16 protein-coding genes are annotated in these 16,101 nt (G+C 62.9%); all 16 read right to left on the reverse strand.

The window, feature by feature from the left end; all coding sequences use genetic code 11:
• Positions 1-3: 3 nt before the first annotated feature.
• From BN948_RS10455 to BN948_RS10530, 16 genes are read right to left on the reverse strand one after another with little or no spacing between them, the layout of a single operon-like run.
• Positions 4-789, reverse strand: coding sequence for an AglZ/HisF2 family acetamidino modification protein (locus BN948_RS10455; RefSeq protein WP_009519368.1), 786 nt, complete (start codon positions 787-789; stop codon positions 4-6).
• A gap of 8 nt (positions 790-797) precedes the next feature.
• The gene (hisH, locus tag BN948_RS10460) at positions 798-1,412 is read right to left on the reverse strand and encodes an imidazole glycerol phosphate synthase subunit HisH (RefSeq protein WP_009519367.1); all 615 of its coding nucleotides are present in this window, start codon (positions 1,410-1,412) and stop codon (positions 798-800) included.
• Positions 1,409-2,551 carry an N-acetyl sugar amidotransferase gene (locus tag BN948_RS10465; protein ID WP_009519366.1) on the reverse strand — a complete coding sequence of 381 codons (1,143 nt, stop codon included), beginning with the start codon at positions 2,549-2,551 and terminating at the stop codon, positions 1,409-1,411. Before BN948_RS10465 ends, hisH begins: the two co-directional genes overlap by 4 nt.
• A 6-nt stretch (positions 2,552-2,557) precedes the next feature.
• Complete coding sequence (locus tag BN948_RS10470) at positions 2,558-3,916, reverse strand: oligosaccharide repeat unit polymerase (RefSeq protein WP_009519365.1); 1,359 nt, start codon at positions 3,914-3,916, stop codon at positions 2,558-2,560.
• Positions 3,913-5,067, reverse strand: a complete 1,155-nt coding sequence (locus BN948_RS10475) for a glycosyltransferase family 4 protein (RefSeq protein WP_009519364.1) — start codon at positions 5,065-5,067, stop codon at positions 3,913-3,915. Before BN948_RS10475 ends, BN948_RS10470 begins: the two co-directional genes overlap by 4 nt.
• Positions 5,064-5,675, reverse strand: a complete 612-nt coding sequence (locus BN948_RS27485) for a CatB-related O-acetyltransferase (protein WP_009519363.1) — start codon at positions 5,673-5,675, stop codon at positions 5,064-5,066. The genes BN948_RS10475 and BN948_RS27485 overlap by 4 nt, the downstream gene beginning before the upstream one ends.
• 31 nt (positions 5,676-5,706) lie before the next feature.
• Complete coding sequence (locus BN948_RS10485) at positions 5,707-7,050, reverse strand: lipopolysaccharide biosynthesis protein (RefSeq protein ID WP_035621583.1); 1,344 nt, start codon at positions 7,048-7,050, stop codon at positions 5,707-5,709.
• Positions 7,047-8,138 (reverse strand): DegT/DnrJ/EryC1/StrS family aminotransferase, encoded by a 1,092-nt coding sequence (locus BN948_RS10490; protein ID WP_009519361.1) that lies wholly within the window; start codon positions 8,136-8,138, stop codon positions 7,047-7,049. The genes BN948_RS10485 and BN948_RS10490 overlap by 4 nt, the downstream gene beginning before the upstream one ends.
• An 18-nt stretch (positions 8,139-8,156) precedes the next feature.
• The gene (wbpD, locus tag BN948_RS10495; protein ID WP_009519360.1) at positions 8,157-8,741 is read right to left on the reverse strand and encodes a UDP-2-acetamido-3-amino-2,3-dideoxy-D-glucuronate N-acetyltransferase; all 585 of its coding nucleotides are present in this window, start codon (positions 8,739-8,741) and stop codon (positions 8,157-8,159) included.
• Entirely contained in the window at positions 8,738-10,591 is a 1,854-nt protein-coding gene (locus tag BN948_RS10500) for an acyltransferase family protein (RefSeq protein WP_009519359.1), read from the reverse strand. The genes wbpD and BN948_RS10500 overlap by 4 nt, the downstream gene beginning before the upstream one ends.
• A gap of 21 nt (positions 10,592-10,612) precedes the next feature.
• Positions 10,613-11,551 carry a Gfo/Idh/MocA family protein gene (locus tag BN948_RS10505; protein WP_009519358.1) on the reverse strand — a complete coding sequence of 313 codons (939 nt, stop codon included), beginning with the start codon at positions 11,549-11,551 and terminating at the stop codon, positions 10,613-10,615.
• Positions 11,552-11,561: 10 nt separating this feature from the next.
• Positions 11,562-12,860 carry a nucleotide sugar dehydrogenase gene (locus BN948_RS10510; RefSeq protein ID WP_009519357.1) on the reverse strand — a complete coding sequence of 433 codons (1,299 nt, stop codon included), beginning with the start codon at positions 12,858-12,860 and terminating at the stop codon, positions 11,562-11,564.
• Between the two features lie 25 nt (positions 12,861-12,885).
• Complete coding sequence (rfbC, locus tag BN948_RS10515; protein ID WP_009519356.1) at positions 12,886-13,425, reverse strand: dTDP-4-dehydrorhamnose 3,5-epimerase; 540 nt, start codon at positions 13,423-13,425, stop codon at positions 12,886-12,888.
• On the reverse strand, positions 13,422-14,330 hold the full coding sequence (gene rfbA, locus BN948_RS10520; protein ID WP_009519355.1) for a glucose-1-phosphate thymidylyltransferase RfbA: 909 nt from the start codon (positions 14,328-14,330) through the stop codon (positions 13,422-13,424). The genes rfbC and rfbA overlap by 4 nt, the downstream gene beginning before the upstream one ends.
• Positions 14,330-15,235 (reverse strand): dTDP-4-dehydrorhamnose reductase, encoded by a 906-nt coding sequence (rfbD, locus tag BN948_RS10525; protein ID WP_009519353.1) that lies wholly within the window; start codon positions 15,233-15,235, stop codon positions 14,330-14,332. Before rfbD ends, rfbA begins: the two co-directional genes overlap by 1 nt.
• Positions 15,236-15,255: 20 nt before the next feature.
• The gene (locus BN948_RS10530; protein ID WP_035621585.1) at positions 15,256-16,092 is read right to left on the reverse strand and encodes a GumC domain-containing protein; all 837 of its coding nucleotides are present in this window, start codon (positions 16,090-16,092) and stop codon (positions 15,256-15,258) included.
• Between the last annotated feature and the right edge of the window lie 9 nt (positions 16,093-16,101).

Genomic DNA, 16,101 nt, shown 5'->3' on the forward strand with positions numbered 1-16,101 from the left:
GCCTTATCGGGGCAGTGCCGTTGCGAACAGCGCGTCCTTCTGCTGAGGGGTGGGGTAGTTGATCAGCACGGCGCGGTACTGGCCCTTGAAGACGAACAGGCTGCCGGCCGCAGCGCCCACCACGCCGCAGCGCCGGATGAGCTCGCCCATGTCGTCCAACGAGCCGGCGCCGCCGAGCACGGTGAGCGGCACGCTCAATGCGGATCGCAGGCGCTGGGCCAAGTCAAGGTCGTACCCCTTCATGGCACCGTCTCGCTCCACGGAGTTGAGCACGATCTCACCAGCGCCGGCGGCCTCAAGCTGCCGCGCCAGTTCGACCGGATCCTGCGGATGGGCTCGCTTGGCATTGTGCGTGCAGACCTCCAGGCCGCTGGAGAACAGGCCGGACTTCTTGCGCACGTCGATCACGGCCACCACGCTCTGGCGGCCGATCGCCGTCGCCATTTCGCCCAGCAGCCCGGGGCGCGCCACCGCGGCGGCGCTGACGGACACCTTCTCCACACCCAGGTCGATGATGCGGGATGCCTGCTGCGCCGACGTGATGCCGCCGCCGTAACACAGCGGCATGCGGCACTCGGCGGCCAGCTTGGCGATCAGAGCGTAGTTGGGTTCGACGCCCTTTACGCTGGCGTCGATGTCCAGCACCACGAGCTCGTCGGCTTCCTTCTCGTTGAAGATCTTGACGGCATTGATGGGGTCGCCGACGTACTTGGGATCCTTGAAGCCGACGGTCTTGACAAGGCCGCCGTTGTGCACCAACAGGCAGGGGATGATTCGGGGGCGCAGCATGCTCGGGCTCAGGTCGTGGCGAAGTTCTTCAGCAGCTGAGCGCCAAAGTGGTGGCTCTTCTCGGGGTGGCACTGCACGCCATGGATGTGTCCGGACGACACCACGCAGTCGAAGTCCAGGCCATATCTAGAAGATGCGGCCACGTGCGCGCGGTCCGCGCAGTCGAAGTAGTAGGAATGGAGGAAATAGAAGCGCGGCAGGGGCTCGAAGTCGGCGAACAGCGAACTGTCGGGGCGCACCTGCAAGTCGTTCCAGCCCATGTGCGGTTGGGGCAGGTCGGCGGATGCCGGCGTCTGGGCGAAGGCGCGCACGCGGCCGGGAATCCAGTTCAGGCCGGGCAACTCACCCTCGTCCGATCCCTCGGCCAGCATCTGCATGCCCACGCACACGCCCAGCACCGGTATCTTGTCTCCTTGCACGCGCGCCTCCAGCGGTTCGCGCAGGCCCGACTGGTTGAGCAGTGTCATCGCGTGGTCGAACGAACCCACGCCCGGCAGGATCAGTCGGGTGGCGTCGGCCAGGTCGGCCGGCACCTTGGCGCGTTCGGCGGGCAGGCCCAGGCGTTTGAACGTGTTCAGGAAGGCCTGGATGTTGCCCACGCCGTAGTCGACGATGCGGATCATCGGAAGTGCCTCTTCTCCAGGCCCAGCGTGCGCAGCACCGTGGTGCCCAGGCCGATCATCCAGCGCTTGTTGCGGTAGTCGCGGTAGGTCTTCTTGGGTGCGTTGAAGATCTGCTGGAGTTCGTCGACAGTCATGTCCAGCTTGTGGGCCACGTACTCGAACTCCTGCTTGAGGAAGTGCTCGTCCATCTCGGGTTTCGCCAGGCGTTCGAGCGCCGCTTCGCGGGTCATCTGGCCCGTCATGATCAGGCTCGAGAAATGCGCGCGCCGTTTGTGGAAGCCGAAGCGGCGCGGCAGCCAGTAGTCCTCGTAGAAGCGGGTGAACCGGGACTCGTGGTGCTTGTGCTGGAAGCGCTGCCAGCCGAAGCGCCGGTTCAACTCATCTTCGGCGTCCTTCTTGACGTAGGGCACCATGTTCAGCGGGTGATGTACCGTCATGCCCAGGATCTTCTGGTAGTACAGCTTGTAGACCAGGATGTCGGTCAGTGGAAAGGTGTCCAGCGGGCGCTTGCCGAACTGTCGGTGGATGTCCTTGAAGAGCCGCGTGTCGATGCCCAGGTAGCCGCCCCACTCTTCTGGCTCCCGGCAGCATTCGGTGGAGAAGTTGGAGCCCGTGATGATGTGCTTGACCTTGTATTGGCGGGCGAACTTGTACAGGCCAGAGAAGAACGCGGCGTCCTGGGGCAGGTCCTGATCGGGAATGCCCGAGCGCAGGAAGGCCGCTTGCAAGTCCTTCATCTCTTCCCAGTTGATGACCTCGGTGAACAGCTCCAGGCCCAGGCCATCGACCAGCTTTTCGATGTTGCCCACGGCTTGGTCGGTGTTCCAGCCAGCGTCGACGTGGAACAGAAGCGGGCGCAGGCCCATCTTTTCCTTGGCGACGTAGGCGGCGTAGGAACTGTCTAGGCCGCCGGAGAGGCCGATGATGCAGTCGAAGTCCTTGCCTTGGCCATCGGCCTTGATGCGATCGGCGAGTTGGGTCAAGGCCTGCGCGCCTCCGGCGCTGGTGTCCCAGTTGGGCTTGATGGTTTCGTCGAAGTTTCTGCAGTACTCGCACACTCCGTTCGCGTCGAACTGGATGTGCGGGTCGCTGGTGTCCATGACACAGCGGGAGCAGACGGTGCAGTTGTCGGAGCTCATGAGTTGTTATCGAACTGGAGACACTGGTGTACGAAAGAGCTGCAAGCCAAAAAACCCCAACCAGAACAGGCCGCCAAACGAAAGTAGAGCGCTGAACATGGAGCCGTTGGCCAACACGAATGCCATCGGAATGTAGGCCAAGCAAGCGAACTTCCAGTCCACCAGACGGGTGGTACGGTCGACCACAGAAAGCCACACACCCAACAGCAGAAAAATCACCAGTATCCCCATGGGGCCATTCGCCGCGAGCCCGTCGTAGACGAATAGGTGCGCGTTGGAGTTGCTCTCTCTCTCGAGAATCTGTTCCGCCACGATATGGCCAAGTTGGGGCCAGTTTGGATTCGAATGAAGTGCCAACGGTGTTGGCATGAACAGGTCAAACCCCTTGATATGGCTCCAGAAAGTATAAGTGGACCCAGAAAATACCTCGTTGTACTGCCACAGCATGGCGCCAGGGATGGAAAATATCCTGAAGACGAAGTACAGCGCGAGGAGTTCGAACAAGTAATGGTTGTCAACCAACTGCGTGGCTACCGTAATCATCAGTGCCAGCAAGGCAATGACGATCGACATCAGCGTCGTGTGAGCGATCTTCAAACCCAGAGCCCAATAGGTCAACGCCATGATGAATGGCAGAAGAAAGATGGTTCTTTCCGCCGTGATAGCGTACATCGTGATGAAGCCCAACAATGCCAGACACGTCCACGTCGGTCTCCGGGTCGTCAGACCGAAGGCCAAAAGCGCCGGAGAGAAGACGTAGGCAAGATAGGTTTGGGCGTAAGCCTCCATCCATGTCCGACTGCGACCAGCTTCCCGCTGTTCGTAGATATCGTCTAACCCCGCAATGGTCATCACGTCCTTGAAGGACAGCACAACGAACACCCATAGAACAAGAAAGGCCAGCGCGAAAAACAGAGCCTGACGGGTTGTCGGCGAACGTCGCCAGCGCAGATCCGGCATCGGTTTGCACTTCTGCAAGATGAGATTGAGCGCGATAAAGCCGATGGTCAGCGCCGACAGACTTGCGCCCAACTCGCTCAAGGCCTGTGGATGAACGGCCAGCGTGATTGTGACGGTGGGCAGAAAAACGATCAGGTACAGGACGAACATTACCAGGCTGGAAGGGCGAGCCAAGGAAGGCGGCAGCGTCAACGCCACGGTGCCGGTCGATAGCAATAGAAACAGCCAGGCGCCCAAACCCATGGAGAAATAGGGGAACCCCCATTCCTCCTGAACAGGCTGCAGGTAGGTGGCGTGGGCCCAATGCAGTGCCAGGACAAACAACCAGGAACTCACCAGCATGGCCAGGTGGGCGAGCACCCCATCAGCTGCCTTGGTAGGTGTCGATGTGAGTCCAATCGTCATGGGTGTGGTGCCGTCAGTCGCTTTGCCATGACCCGATAGTCCAGCAGTTTGGCGGCGACCTCGGAGGAGCGCTGAGACATGCGCTGTAGGGTGTCAGGGGCGACTGCAATCGCTGCAAACACCTGATCCAATCGGTTCTCTGCATTGAGCAGCCAGCCGTTTCCATTCATGTAAGGATGGTGGCTCGGAACGTCATCCAATATGACTGCGCAACGAGCGCACAAGCTGGTTTGCATGGTGGCCGATTGTGACCCGGGCTGGACATATACGTCGGCAGCACACAGCAGCTCTCGGAGTTGCTCCGGGGACTGCCAGCCGATGAATTTGACCCGTTTGTCTGTCTTGATGAGAATCTCGATCTCGCTCGAGAGGGATTCGTGGAGGTGACCGGCGATAAGAAATCGGAAACGTTGATCCGGTGTTTTTGCAAAGGCTTGCAGCGTTTCGATCAGCTTCTTTGCCCTGTCAATTTTTCCGGATTGCACGAACAACACCTGATTGGCCGCCACCCCGTGCTTTGTCCGGCCCGCAGCCCGCAGGGCCGCATATTCGCCATCGTCGAGAATCTGTCCGCCCAAGGGGAAAAATTCGATCTTGGTCTCCGGCACCCCATAGAAATCACGAACAAAGCCGATGGTTTCCATGGAGATGCACAACACCTTTTCCAGGGAGTCCTGCGCGCACCGGAGGATAGGTTTGTAGTAGGAGCGATGGAGCACTTGCCGCGATACGAACGAACGGGCACTATTATTGAAGTCCTCATGGCTGTCCGCAAAAATGCGGGCATTGGGATGGCGGGCTTTGTAGCGCTTGAGCGCCAGCAACTCCCACCCGCACAAGCCGTGGAAGAGGATCACATCCGGTGCTTCGCGTTCGAGCAGCGCGTCGACGCCGGGATGCATGCGAAGCTTCTTCATCACAGCGCGCGGGAGTGCACGCCGGTACGGCAGGCGGATTACGCGAGCGCCATCAGTCCCCTTGTACTCGCCGGGCTGCGTGTAGTTGAGTGTACGGTTCTGGTCGTACACCTCGGTCGATGCGATTACCACCACGTCGTGCCCGTCCTTGACATGCTGCCGTACCAGCTCGTTCTCCTGGTAGGAATATCCATCGATGTAGAAGCACGACAGGCAGAGGTGCGCGATCTTCACAGCAAGCCCTCGCGTGTGAGCATGGTCACAGGGTCATTGAAATGCACAGCCAGACGACGCAGCTCGTCCTCGGGCAAATCCCACCAGGCCAACTGGAGAAGGGCGGCGACAACGGGTTCCTCGAACCGCATCCTGACGCGTTTGGCGGGATTCCCTGCCACGACCTCATAGGGCAACACGTTTTTGGTGACCACGCTGCCCATGCCGACCACGGCGCCATGACCGATCGTTACACCCGCCTTGATGTACGCACCCTCTCCGATCCAGACATCGTGGCCAATCGTTGTCCTCTCCCTCGGCAGAAAATCGTGGTGAGCAAACTTGGTCTTGATGCTGTCTTTGTGCGACAGAAAGGCGGGGCTGGTCGACACGAATGCCATGGGGTGGGCAACGCCCCCGATGGTGACCCGATTGGCAATGGACGTGAACGAGCCCACATCGCAGTGCAGCAGAGAGCAGTCGTAGCCACAGAACGAATGCCTGTCCATGGACGAGTCGTACATCTGGCTGCCCGACTCCAGCTTCGACGTTGGGTGAACGCGGGACTCCTTGCGTGCGGTGCCTCTCAGCTTCTTCAGCAATCTGGCAATCAGGTAAGAGGCATTCATAGGGACGCCCTGGGACCGGGAGCAAACGACATCACGTGGATTGGAGAGCGCGCAGCACCCACAAGGCTGCAACGGCGGCCAATGCGTACATGGCCAGCAAAGGCATATTGTCGCGAATGATGCGCCCGGCGGCTCGGGCGTCCACCTGCGTGCAACGAAGCACCAGCAACAGATAGGCCGCGTAGACGGCAAAGCCACTCAGCGCGTAGGTTTCAGGCATCCATTGCGGCGCCAGACCCGCGGCAGCCCACACGGTGAGCACACGTGCGCCCAGGCTGACCAGCTGCATCAGGAAGGCGGCCCGCTGGTGGCCGGTGACATGCAGAGCCATGGACACCGGGGTGGCCAGAAACTGGACGATGAACCAAGGAGTCATCCAGGCGACCAGTTCCCCTGCACGGGCCCACTGTGGCCCGAACACCAAGGAGAATGCCGCTGGTGACAGAATGCCGACCGCCAACAATGGGCCTGCACCGGTCTTGACCAGCCCATGGAGCAAGCCTGCCGTGAAGGTATTCAGTCGGCCGTGGCGGTGCTCATCCGCTGCTTGGGACAGGTAGACCTGGCCCACCGCGCTCCCGATCAAGGCCATTGGGGCCTGCATGACGTAGGTCGCCAGCATTAGGTGTCCCGCCTCTGCGGGCGCCGCCAAGGCCGCGATCAGCAGGATGGGCAACTGTATGGCTGCGCTGTTGCACAGCGCTTCCCAGGTCGAGTACCTGGGAAAGCGCTCGTAGGCGCGCCAGGCGTACTTGAGGTCCTTCCAGGTGGTGCCGCACAGCATGGCGCGCTGCTGGGTGTTCGCGAGCAAGCGACCACCCAGGACAACACAAGCCGCGCCGGTGTTCAAGGCATGCCCGATGAGCAGGCCCGCCGGGTTTGGCGTCCAAAGGCCGAAGGACACCTGCACGCCGGCACTCGCCGTCGACTGAATCACGCGGCTGCGCGCGAGCAGCGAGAAGGACTTTTGGCGTACGAACCACATCTGGAGCGCGCTGTACACGCTGGCCAGCAGGACGCTTACGGGGATCAGCCACAGGTAAGGCCGCAGCGAGGGGACTTTGAGGCGGGCAAGTATCCAGTCGGGGGCAAGCAGCACGAAGACCAGCAGGCCCATCGAGACGAGCAAGGCCGACGCCAAGGAAAGCGCCAGCAGACTCAACGCTTGCCAGTCGTCCTGAGGCAAGGGAATGGCGATGTCGAATCTCAGACACGCTGCCACGGACAGCATGGCGCACAGGCTGGCGAAAACCGCCAGCAGGCTGAAATCGGCCGGCGAGTACAGGCGAGAGAGGATGGGCAAAGCGGCCGCCGTGATGCCGTGGCCCAGTGCGGTGCCACCGACCAGTACGGCGACCGAGCGCAGAAAACTCATGCCGTCTGCGGCGTCTTCAAGGCGTCTGCGACCCGTTCCTGATCACGCGCCGCCAGATAGGGGCTCATCGGCAGGCTGATGACCTCCTCGGCCAGCAGATCACCGACAGGCAGGCGCGCACTGGCGTCGGCAACCGCTGGTTGTCGGTTGAGCGGGATGGGATAGTGGATCGCGCTCGGAATGCCCCGTGCCTTCAAGCAGTCCTGCACGTTGGCGCGCTGCGCCACTCGCACGGTGTATTGCGCCCACGCCGACACGTTGTCCGGTGCCACCCAAGGTGTCTGCACGCCCGTGGCGGGTTCAAGCAGGCGTCCGTACCGCTGGGCCATCACCTGCCGCTGCGCCAGTTCCTCATCGAGCACGGTCAGCTTGGGCAGCAAGACGGCCGCCTGGATCGTGTCCAACCGGCTGTTCACCCCCACGCGGATGTGGTGGTAGCGGCGGTCCTGCCCATGCCTGGCGATCTGCCGCATGACCAGGGCCAGTTCGTCGTCGTTGGTGAAGAGGGCACCGCCATCGCCGTAGCACCCCAGCGGTTTGCTGGGAAAGAAGCTGGCGCAGGCAATGGTCGTGAGATTGCAACTTTTGCGCCCCTTGTACGTGGCCCCGAAGCTCTGGGCAGCATCCTCGATGACCGGGATGCCATGCCGGGACGCGATCGCGTTGATCGCGTCGTAGTCGGCGCATTGGCCATACAGGCTGACCGGAATGATGGCCTTGGTGCGTGGCGTGATCGCCGCTTCGAGGCAGGCGGGGTCCAGGTTGGCTGTGCGCGCGTCCACGTCCACGTATACCGGCTTGGCGCCCAGCAGCGCTACTGTTTCAGCGGTGGCGAAGTAGGTGAACCCCGGTGTGATGACCTCGTCGCCGGGGCCGATGCCGAGTGCCATCTGGGCAATCTGCAATGCGTCGGTTCCGTTGGCCACGGTGATGCAGTGCCGCGATCCGGTGTAGGCCGCCAGCTTCTCTTCGAGTTCAGCCACTTCGGGACCGAGGATGAACTGGCCGTGGTCGAGCACGCGTTGAATGCCGGCGTCGATGTCCGACTTGAGGCGCCGGTATTGTTCCTTGAGGTCGATGAATTCCATGAGGCAACTCCGGGCAGTTCAGGGTGCGGGTTGGCAGACGCCGTCAAGCAATTGGTAGCGCTGGCCCGTGTGCGGGCAGGTGGCGGTGGCGTTGCCAGTGAGCGGCAGATCCAGTTGCTCGCCGTATTGGCTGCACCAGCCGATTTGGCGCGCGGGGATTCCCACCATCAGGGCATAGGCCGGGACATCCTTGTTGACCACCGCGCCCGCCCCCACTAGCGCAAACTCACCGATGGTGACGCCGCAGACGATGGTGCAGTTGGCCCCCAGCGTGGCGCCGCGGCGCACCAGCGTGTCGCGATACTCGCTTTTGCGTTCGATCAGGGCGCGCGGATTGTAGACGTTGGTGAATACCATGCTGGGGCCGCAGAACACGCCCTCTTCGAGCGTCACGTTGTCGTAGACGCTGACGTTGTTCTGGACCTTGCAGCGGTCGCCGATGACCACCTTGTTACCGACGAACACGTTCTGACCGAGTGACACGCCCGCCCCGATGCGGGCGCCCCCGCACACGTGAACGAAATGCCAGATGCGTGAGCCTTCGCCGATCTGGGCGCCGTCATCGACGATGGCGGAGGGGTGGATGCTGGTTGCGGCGGTCATGGTGATGAGGGTGTCCCGGTGGAGGTGAGCAGCTGCGCAAGCCGGGCGCCCGCTGCTTGCGCGTATCGCACGGAGCCGACCTCGTTGAGGTGGTGTGTGTCCATGTAGATCAGTTCACCGTCGGCGAAAGGCAGGGCGTCGAACATGGCATGCGCGCTGAGATCGACAAAGCTGGCATGAGGAAAGCGCCGAAGCATCGCCTCCATCTGCGCATTGGCGTCGCGCGCCAGTGGCGTCACGGTGTTCGCGGTGTAAATGCCCAAGGCCTCCAGACGCAAGACGCGCACAGGGTTGCGGCTCAACAGCGGCAGTTGCCCCAGGACGATCACACGCTGCTGCTGGCGTCCTGCGTCATTCAGGAACGCGCGCATCGCGGGGGCGAAGGCGGGGTTCGACAGCTGCTGTGACCACTTGCCAGCCAGCACCAGCGTGCGTTGGTCGCTCAGCCGCTTCTTTACCGCCTGCTGCATGTGGCGGCACGGCTCGATCGCCCAGGGCTCCAACAGCTGGTCTTCGAAACCCGGGAGGGGCAGGCAACTGCTGGCGGAGATCACCGTGGCCCGGACACCTTGTTCCTGGCCGAACGCGTCCATGAACAGGTTTAGCTGCGCGGCATGGCTGTCACCGAGCAGCATCAGCTCGTTCTGACGAAGGGCGGCTCCTCGCTGGCAGTCGCCGTGGATCCGGCCGTGGCAGATGGTGTCGGGCGCCGCATAGCGCAGCGCCGCTCTGGGGGGCGTGGGGGCGATACTGGCGTTAAGTGGTCGCGAAGCGAGCAAGGAGGTGACCATCATCGCCGCGACAACTGTGATCCTGGTGCCGCGCTTCATGCCCCGAGGTTTCTGCCACGGCTGTTCGATCCAGCGCCACGACAGCCACGCCAGCGAGGAGAAGGCGAACGCCACTGCCGTCAGCAGCGGCCAGGGCAAGTCGGGGTCTTGCCATGTGTAGCGCGCCAAGGCCAGTAAAGGCCAGTGCCAGAGGTACAACGAGTAGGAGAGCGCGCCGACCCATACCATCCACCGGCTTGACAGGTAGCGGCCCATCGCCACGTCGTCCCTCGCGGCGATGAGCATCAAGGCGCCCGCGCAGGGCCATGCCGCGGCAAGCGGGCTGAAGTGATCTCCGCTCAGCAGCGCAAAGGCGCTCAGCATCAAGCCCAGGCCCGTCAGGCCCAGCAGGAGACGTTGGCGGGGCGGTGCGTTGGGAGTCGGGCGCTGCACGCTCGCCAGCCAGGCGCCCATGAGGAACTCTGGCGCACGCGCGCTCATGGCGTAGTACAGATCCAGCAGCCCCTCACCGCCGCGCGATAGCCGCCACTGCGCTATGGCGAAGCCGGTCACGCACAGTGCGGCCAGCACGGTCGACAGCCAGCGTCTTGGAGTCCACCGCAGGACCAGCGGCAGCAACAGGTAGAACTGCATCTCCACCGCCAGCGACCAGGTGTGCAGCAACGGCCACTCGTGCGCGGCGGGCGCGAAGTAGTCGCCCTCTTGGGCGAAATGCTGGTTGCTGGTGAACAGCAAGGCGCGGCGCAGGCTCTTTTCGAACAATCGGAAGTCGTCCGGTACCAGAAGAACCGCGGCCAGCAACGCGACCACCAGCAGCATGGCCGCATACGCCGGCACGATGCGCCGTACACGATTGGCGTAGAAGTCTAGATATGAGAACCCATCCGCCCGCTGCAGGATGACGCGGGACACCACGAAGCCGGATATCACGAAAAACACGTCTACGCCGAGGTATCCGCCAGGCAGCCAATCGGCCCGCATGTGGAAGGCGATCACCGCGATCACCGCCAGGGCTCGCAAACCCTGGATGTCCAGTCGGATGTCGGCCCGGAGGCTCATGCGCGGTCCGTGGGGCAAGGTTCAGCGCACGAACGGGTGCACTTCGCCGGTCGTGCCGCGCACCGGTACGGCGGTTCGGATCACGTTGACGGTTTCAATGCAGTGGCGAGCGTCCTCGATGCCATAGCCGCGGTCCGCGAGGATCTCGTGGTAGCTGGTGGTGTGCAGTTCGGTGAAGCCTTCGGAGAACTCGAGCTTCTCCCCGCTGATGTCGATGTTGCGGAAAGTGGTCTTCTTGCCCTTGACTTCCTCGGGCAAGTCGCCGGCATCGATCGACAGGAACCAGCGCACGCGTGCGCGTTCGTATTCCAGGAAGCCGGCCGCACGGGCTTCGCCCGCGTGGTGCACCACGTTGCGTTGCAGCTTGCCGAAGATGAAGTGCAGCATGTCGAAGAAGTGCACGCCAATGTTGGTGGCCACGCCAAACGCCTTGCGGGGATCGCCTTTCCAGCTTTCGGCATACCAGCGACCTCGCGATGTGATGTAGGTGAGCTCGACATCGAACTTGGTGTCGGTCGGCGCGGCTGCCACCTTGATCTTGAGTTGCTTGATGGCGTCGTGGTGGCGCAGTTGCAGGATGTTGAATACGCGCTTGCCGGTTTCGCGTTCCACCAGGACCAATTCGTCCAATAGCTCGGGGGTGGGCACCAGGGGTTTTTCGCAGATCACGTCACAGCCCAGTCGCAGGCCGGCCGCGATGTGCGCATGGTGCAGGTAGTTGGGCGAGCAGACCGCCACATAGTCGAGCGCCGCCTCGGGGCGGCGCTTAATCTGGTGCGCGTATTCGAGAAAGCGTTCGAACTCGGTGAAGAACTCACTATGAGGCGAGATGCTGTCGATGATGCCAACCGAGTCGTTGGTGTCGTAAGCCACGGCCAGGTTGTGGCCCGTGTCCTTGATGGCGCGCATGTGGCGTGGTGCGATGTAGCCGGCGGCGCCGATGAGGGCAAAGTTCTTCATGGTTTGGCGGTCACAGTCGGAAGACTTGGAAGCCCTGTGCGGTCAGGGCGTGGCGGTCGTACAGGCTCTTGAGGTCACCGATCACGGGCTGGTGCTGGCGCGTGCAAAGCGCGCGCAGCGCCTGGGGATCCTGCTGACGGTACTGCTGGTGCCCCACCGCGACGATGAGACTGTCCACCGGGTGGGCCGGGTCGAGCTCGGCGAGCTGGATGCCGTATTCGTGTCGCACTTCCTCGGCGTCGGCCCATGGGTCGGTCACCACCACGTTCACGTTCCAGCCCTGCAGCTCACGCACCAGATCGACCACCTTGCTGTTGCGGATGTCGGGGCAGTTCTCCTTGAACGTGATCCCCATGACACCCACGGTGCTACGCGCCACGTCGATGCCGTTGTTCAGCATGCGCCGCACGATGCTGCGCGCTGCGTAACGTGCCATGTTGTCGTTGATGCGTCGCCCCGCCAGGATCACCTGCGGGTGGTAGCCGAGTTCTTCGGCCTTGTGCGTGAGGTAGTACGGATCCACACCGATGCAATGGCCGCCGACCATGCCGGGACGGAAGGGCAGGAAGTTCCACTTGCTACCGGCGGCTTCCAGCACCTCGAGCGTGTCGATGCCGATGCGATCGAATATCACCGACAGCTCATTGACGAAGGCGATGTTGAGGTCGCGCTGGCTGTTCTCGATGACCTTGGCCGCCTCCGCCACCTTCAGGCTGCTCGCCTTCCAGGTGCCTGCCTTGATGATCGCCGCGTATAGCGCGTCAACCGCATCAGCCACTTCGGGCGTACTTCCGCTCACGATCTTGCGGATGGTGGTGAGCGTGTTCACCTTATCGCCCGGGTTGATGCGTTCCGGGCTGTAGCCGCAATAGAAGTCCTGGTTGAACTTGAGTCCGCTGCACTGCTCCAGCACGGGGACGCACACTTCTTCGGTCGCACCTGGGTAGACAGTGGACTCGTAGATCACGACATCGCCTCGCTTGAGCGCCTTGCCGACGGTCTCGCTGGCCTTCACCAGCGGGGTCATGTCGGGGCGGTTGGCCTTGTCCACTGGCGTGGGCACCGTCACGATGAAGACGCCGGCTTCGAGCAGGTCGGCAGGGGCGCAGCTATATCGCAGATGCCGAGCGGCTTGCAAATCTTCTTCGCTGCACTCCATGGTGTGGTCGCGCCCCCGCTCCAGCTCGTCGATGCGTCTGGCATCGATGTCAAAACCGAGCACGGACCGGTGCTTGCCGAATTCCACGGCCAACGGCAGACCTACATAGCCCAAGCCGATGATCGCGATGGTTTTCTGATCCAGATTCATGTGATGACGTGTTGTCGTGCGGGATTCAAATTTCGGCGTCACGCAGTCGCTTCGCCTGCTGGTCCTTGCTCGAAAGCACGGGAGGCGCCGAGAGCGGCCATGCGATGCCAATGTCGGGGTCGTTCCAGGCGATGGCGCGTTCATGCTGTGGCGCGTAGTAGTCGGTGGTCTTGTAGAGAAAGTCGGCACTTTCGCTGAGCACCAGAAAACCGTGCGCCAGGCCAGGAGGGATCCAGAGCTGTCGGTGGTTGTCCTCGCTGAGTTCGGTGCCGGTCCATTGGCCGAAGGTGGGCGAGCCGCGGCGGATGTCCACCGCCACGTCGAAGACGGTGCCCCGCACCACGCGCACCAGCTTGCCCTGGGGATGCTGGACCTGATAGTGCAGGCCGCGCAACACGCCCTGCGCGCTGCGGCTGTGGTTGTCCTGCACGAAGGAGATGTCCAGGCCCGCGGCCCCCTGAAAGGCGCGGTGATTGAAGCTTTCGAAGAAGAAGCCGCGCGCGTCGCCGAACACGCGCGGCTCAATGAGCAGCACGTCGGGAATTCGGGTGGGCGTGACGTTCATGGCTGCGCAGAGGGGTCGTCGATCAGGCGCAGCAGGTACTGGCCGTAGTCGTTCTTGCGCGTGGCCTGGGCGAGTTCGCGCAGGGCGTCGCGGTCGATCCAGCCGTGACGCCACGCAATCTCCTCGGGACAGGCGATCTTCAGCCCCTGGCGGCGTTCCAGTGTGGCGATGAATTGGCCCGCCTCGAGCAAGCTTTCATGGGTGCCCGTGTCGAGCCACGCGTAGCCGCGTTGCATGATCTGTACCGTGAGCTTTCCCCTGTCCAGGTAGGCTTGGTTCACGTCGGTGATCTCGAGTTCGCCGCGCGCACTGGGCTTGACCGCGCGGGCGATGTCCACCACCTCCGCGTCATAGAAGTAGAGGCCGGTGACCGCATAGTTGCTGCGCGGGTGAGAGGGTTTTTCCTCGATGCTGCGGGCCTTGCCTGAGGCATCGAAGCTCACCACCCCATAGCGTTGCGGATCGTTCACGTGGTATGCGAACACCGTGGCGCCATTCGTCTGGGCGTCGGCCCTGGACAGCAGCTTGCCGAAGTCGTGTCCGTAGAAGATGTTGTCACCCAGGATCAGCGCCGAGGGGCCGCCGTCGATGAAGTCCGCCCCGATGAGAAATGCTTGTGCCAGACCTTGTGGCTCGAGTTGCACGGCGTAGCTCAGCCGGATGCCCCACTGTTCGCCGCCTCCCAGCAACTGCTGGAAGCGAGGTGTGTCTTGTGGTGTGCTGATGACGAGAACGTCGCGGACGCCTGCCAGCATCAACGAGGTCAAGGGGTAGTAGATCATCGGCTTGTCGTACACCGGCAGCAGTTGCTTGCTGATCGCCAGTGTGGCGGGGTGCAGCCGGGTGCCCGCGCCGCCCGCCAGGATGATCCCCTTGCGCGGCGTGGTCGGGTGGGGCTTGACCATCAGAGTATCTCCTGCAGCATGCGCCGCACACCGAGGCGCCAGTCGGGCAGTGTCAGGCCGAAGCTTGCGCACAGGCGCCGCGTGTCCAGTCGCGAGTTGAGCGGCCGCTGCGCGGCCGTGGGATAGGCGCTGGTAGGAATGGGCACAAGCTCTTGTACTTTCAATGGGCGGCTTGGGGAAAGCTCGCGCGCCGTGTCGAGCACGAAGCGCGCATAGCCGAACCAACTGGTTTCTCCGCGAGCCGCCAGGTGATAGGTGCCGCAAGTGCCAGCGTCGCGCAGGGCCTGTCGCAGGGCATGCGCCGTCACATCGGCAATCAGATCCGCGCCGGTGGGGGTGCCGATCTGGTCATCGATCACGGTGAGGCGGTCCCGCTCACCCGCGAGGCGCAGCATCGTCTTGGCGAAGTTGTTCCCCCGCGCGGCATAGACCCAGCTGCTGCGAAAGATCAGGTGGCGGTTGGGCGCCGCCGCGCGCACGCGCTCCTCGCCGTCGAGCTTGGTTCGGCCGTACACGCTGCACGGCGCAGTGAGGGCCGACTCCGTCCAGGGGGCTTTGCCGCTGCCATCGAACACGTAGTCGGTGGAGAAATGAACCACCAGGGCGCCCACTTCCGTGGCCGCTTCGGCCAACACCCCGGGCGCGACAGCGTTGATGGTATGCGCGACGTCGGGCTCCTGTTCCGCTCGGTCGACCGCGGTGTAGGCTGCGGCGTTCACGATGGCGGCGGGGCGCAGCCGTAGGACTGTCTCGCGCAAGCTAGGCGGGTCGAGCAGGTTGCCGCAGCCGCGGCCATCCAGGTTGTCGTGCCTCGTGAGCGGGACCACGTGGCCCAAGGGAGCGAGACTTCGCTGCAGCTCCCAGCCGAGTTGGCCTGCCGATCCCAAGAGAAGAATGGGCCGCATATCGAGTGTGGGTGCGCCACTCAGCGGAGGCGGTAGCGCCGCTTGAGCGCCATCACGCGCTCGTGGTGCAGTTCAATGCTGCGGGAGGCGCGCCAGCTCTGTCGCAGCAGCACGAACACCAGGACGGCAAAGCCTATAGCGACCGCCGACACCGCTGCAATCAGCGCCTTCTTGGGGGCGCTGGGTTTCTTTGGGAGGGTGGGTGCCTGAACCAGGTCCTCGTCCGACAGGCCATGCATGGCCTCGTCCACTTTGCGAATGGCGGTCTGTATCTCCACGAGACTGGATGAGATGCTGGCGATGGACTCCGCGAGCGCACCGGTGTTAGTGCGGGGGCTGGGGTCTTCCAGCAGCTTCTGCGCGGTCTTGCTGGCCGCCGCGAGCTCCGCCACCTGAGCGTCCAACATGGTCTTTTCGGCGCTCAGGCGCTTGAGCTCGACTTCGCGAGGCTTCGAGTCGGCATACACTTGGTTCAAGATCTCCTGTGTCATGCGGTGAGCCGCTTCCGGCGTGCGACCGGCCACCGTCAGACTGACCAGCTTGGTGCCGCGCAGCACGGAGGTGGAGACGTTTCTCTGAAGGTCTTCGCGGGCCTCTTCGGCTTGTTCTTCGTTCAGCTGGTCGAGGTAGCCCAGATTCCTGAGGGCGCCATCCAGCACGTGGGCTGCGGTCATGCTGGCCGCGACCGAGCCTTCGCCCTTGATGATCGAGGTGCTTTCGTACTTTTCAGGCAGCAAATGCGTCAGTCCATATACCAAGGCTCCGCCGAGCACGGGCCAGAGGATCAGCCATTTCAGGTTCTCGGCGATTGTCAGCAGGACATCCAACAGGTCAATCGAATCGTCGCCGGGAGGCATGGGGGAATG

The sequence above is a fragment of the Hydrogenophaga intermedia genome, assembly GCF_000723405.1.
Lineage (GTDB): Bacteria > Pseudomonadota > Gammaproteobacteria > Burkholderiales > Burkholderiaceae_C > Hydrogenophaga > Hydrogenophaga intermedia.

Excerpts from the sequence above, each read along its gene's own strand:
- BN948_RS10505 (WP_009519358.1), bottom strand. The coding sequence starts at position 11,551 with ATGAAGAACTTTGCCCTCATCGGCGCCGCCGGCTACATCGCACCACGC.
- BN948_RS10510 (WP_009519357.1), bottom strand. The coding sequence starts at position 12,860 with ATGAATCTGGATCAGAAAACCATCGCGATCATCGGCTTGGGCTATGTA.
- rfbA (WP_009519355.1), bottom strand. The coding sequence starts at position 14,330 with ATGGTCAAGCCCCACCCGACCACGCCGCGCAAGGGGATCATCCTGGCG.
- rfbD (WP_009519353.1), bottom strand. The coding sequence starts at position 15,235 with ATGCGGCCCATTCTTCTCTTGGGATCGGCAGGCCAACTCGGCTGGGAG.
- BN948_RS27485 (WP_009519363.1), bottom strand. The coding sequence starts at position 5,675 with ATGAATGCCTCTTACCTGATTGCCAGATTGCTGAAGAAGCTGAGAGGC.
- BN948_RS10455 (WP_009519368.1), bottom strand. The coding sequence starts at position 789 with ATGCTGCGCCCCCGAATCATCCCCTGCCTGTTGGTGCACAACGGCGGC.
- BN948_RS10470 (WP_009519365.1), bottom strand. The coding sequence starts at position 3,916 with ATGACGATTGGACTCACATCGACACCTACCAAGGCAGCTGATGGGGTG.
- BN948_RS10500 (WP_009519359.1), bottom strand. The coding sequence starts at position 10,591 with ATGAGCCTCCGGGCCGACATCCGACTGGACATCCAGGGTTTGCGAGCC.
- BN948_RS10465 (WP_009519366.1), bottom strand. The coding sequence starts at position 2,551 with ATGAGCTCCGACAACTGCACCGTCTGCTCCCGCTGTGTCATGGACACC.
- rfbC (WP_009519356.1), bottom strand. The coding sequence starts at position 13,425 with ATGAACGTCACGCCCACCCGAATTCCCGACGTGCTGCTCATTGAGCCG.
- BN948_RS10485 (WP_035621583.1), bottom strand. The coding sequence starts at position 7,050 with ATGAGTTTTCTGCGCTCGGTCGCCGTACTGGTCGGTGGCACCGCACTG.
- wbpD (WP_009519360.1), bottom strand. The coding sequence starts at position 8,741 with ATGACCGCCGCAACCAGCATCCACCCCTCCGCCATCGTCGATGACGGC.
- hisH (WP_009519367.1), bottom strand. The coding sequence starts at position 1,412 with ATGATCCGCATCGTCGACTACGGCGTGGGCAACATCCAGGCCTTCCTG.
- BN948_RS10490 (WP_009519361.1), bottom strand. The coding sequence starts at position 8,138 with ATGGAATTCATCGACCTCAAGGAACAATACCGGCGCCTCAAGTCGGAC.
- BN948_RS10530 (WP_035621585.1), bottom strand. The coding sequence starts at position 16,092 with ATGCCTCCCGGCGACGATTCGATTGACCTGTTGGATGTCCTGCTGACA.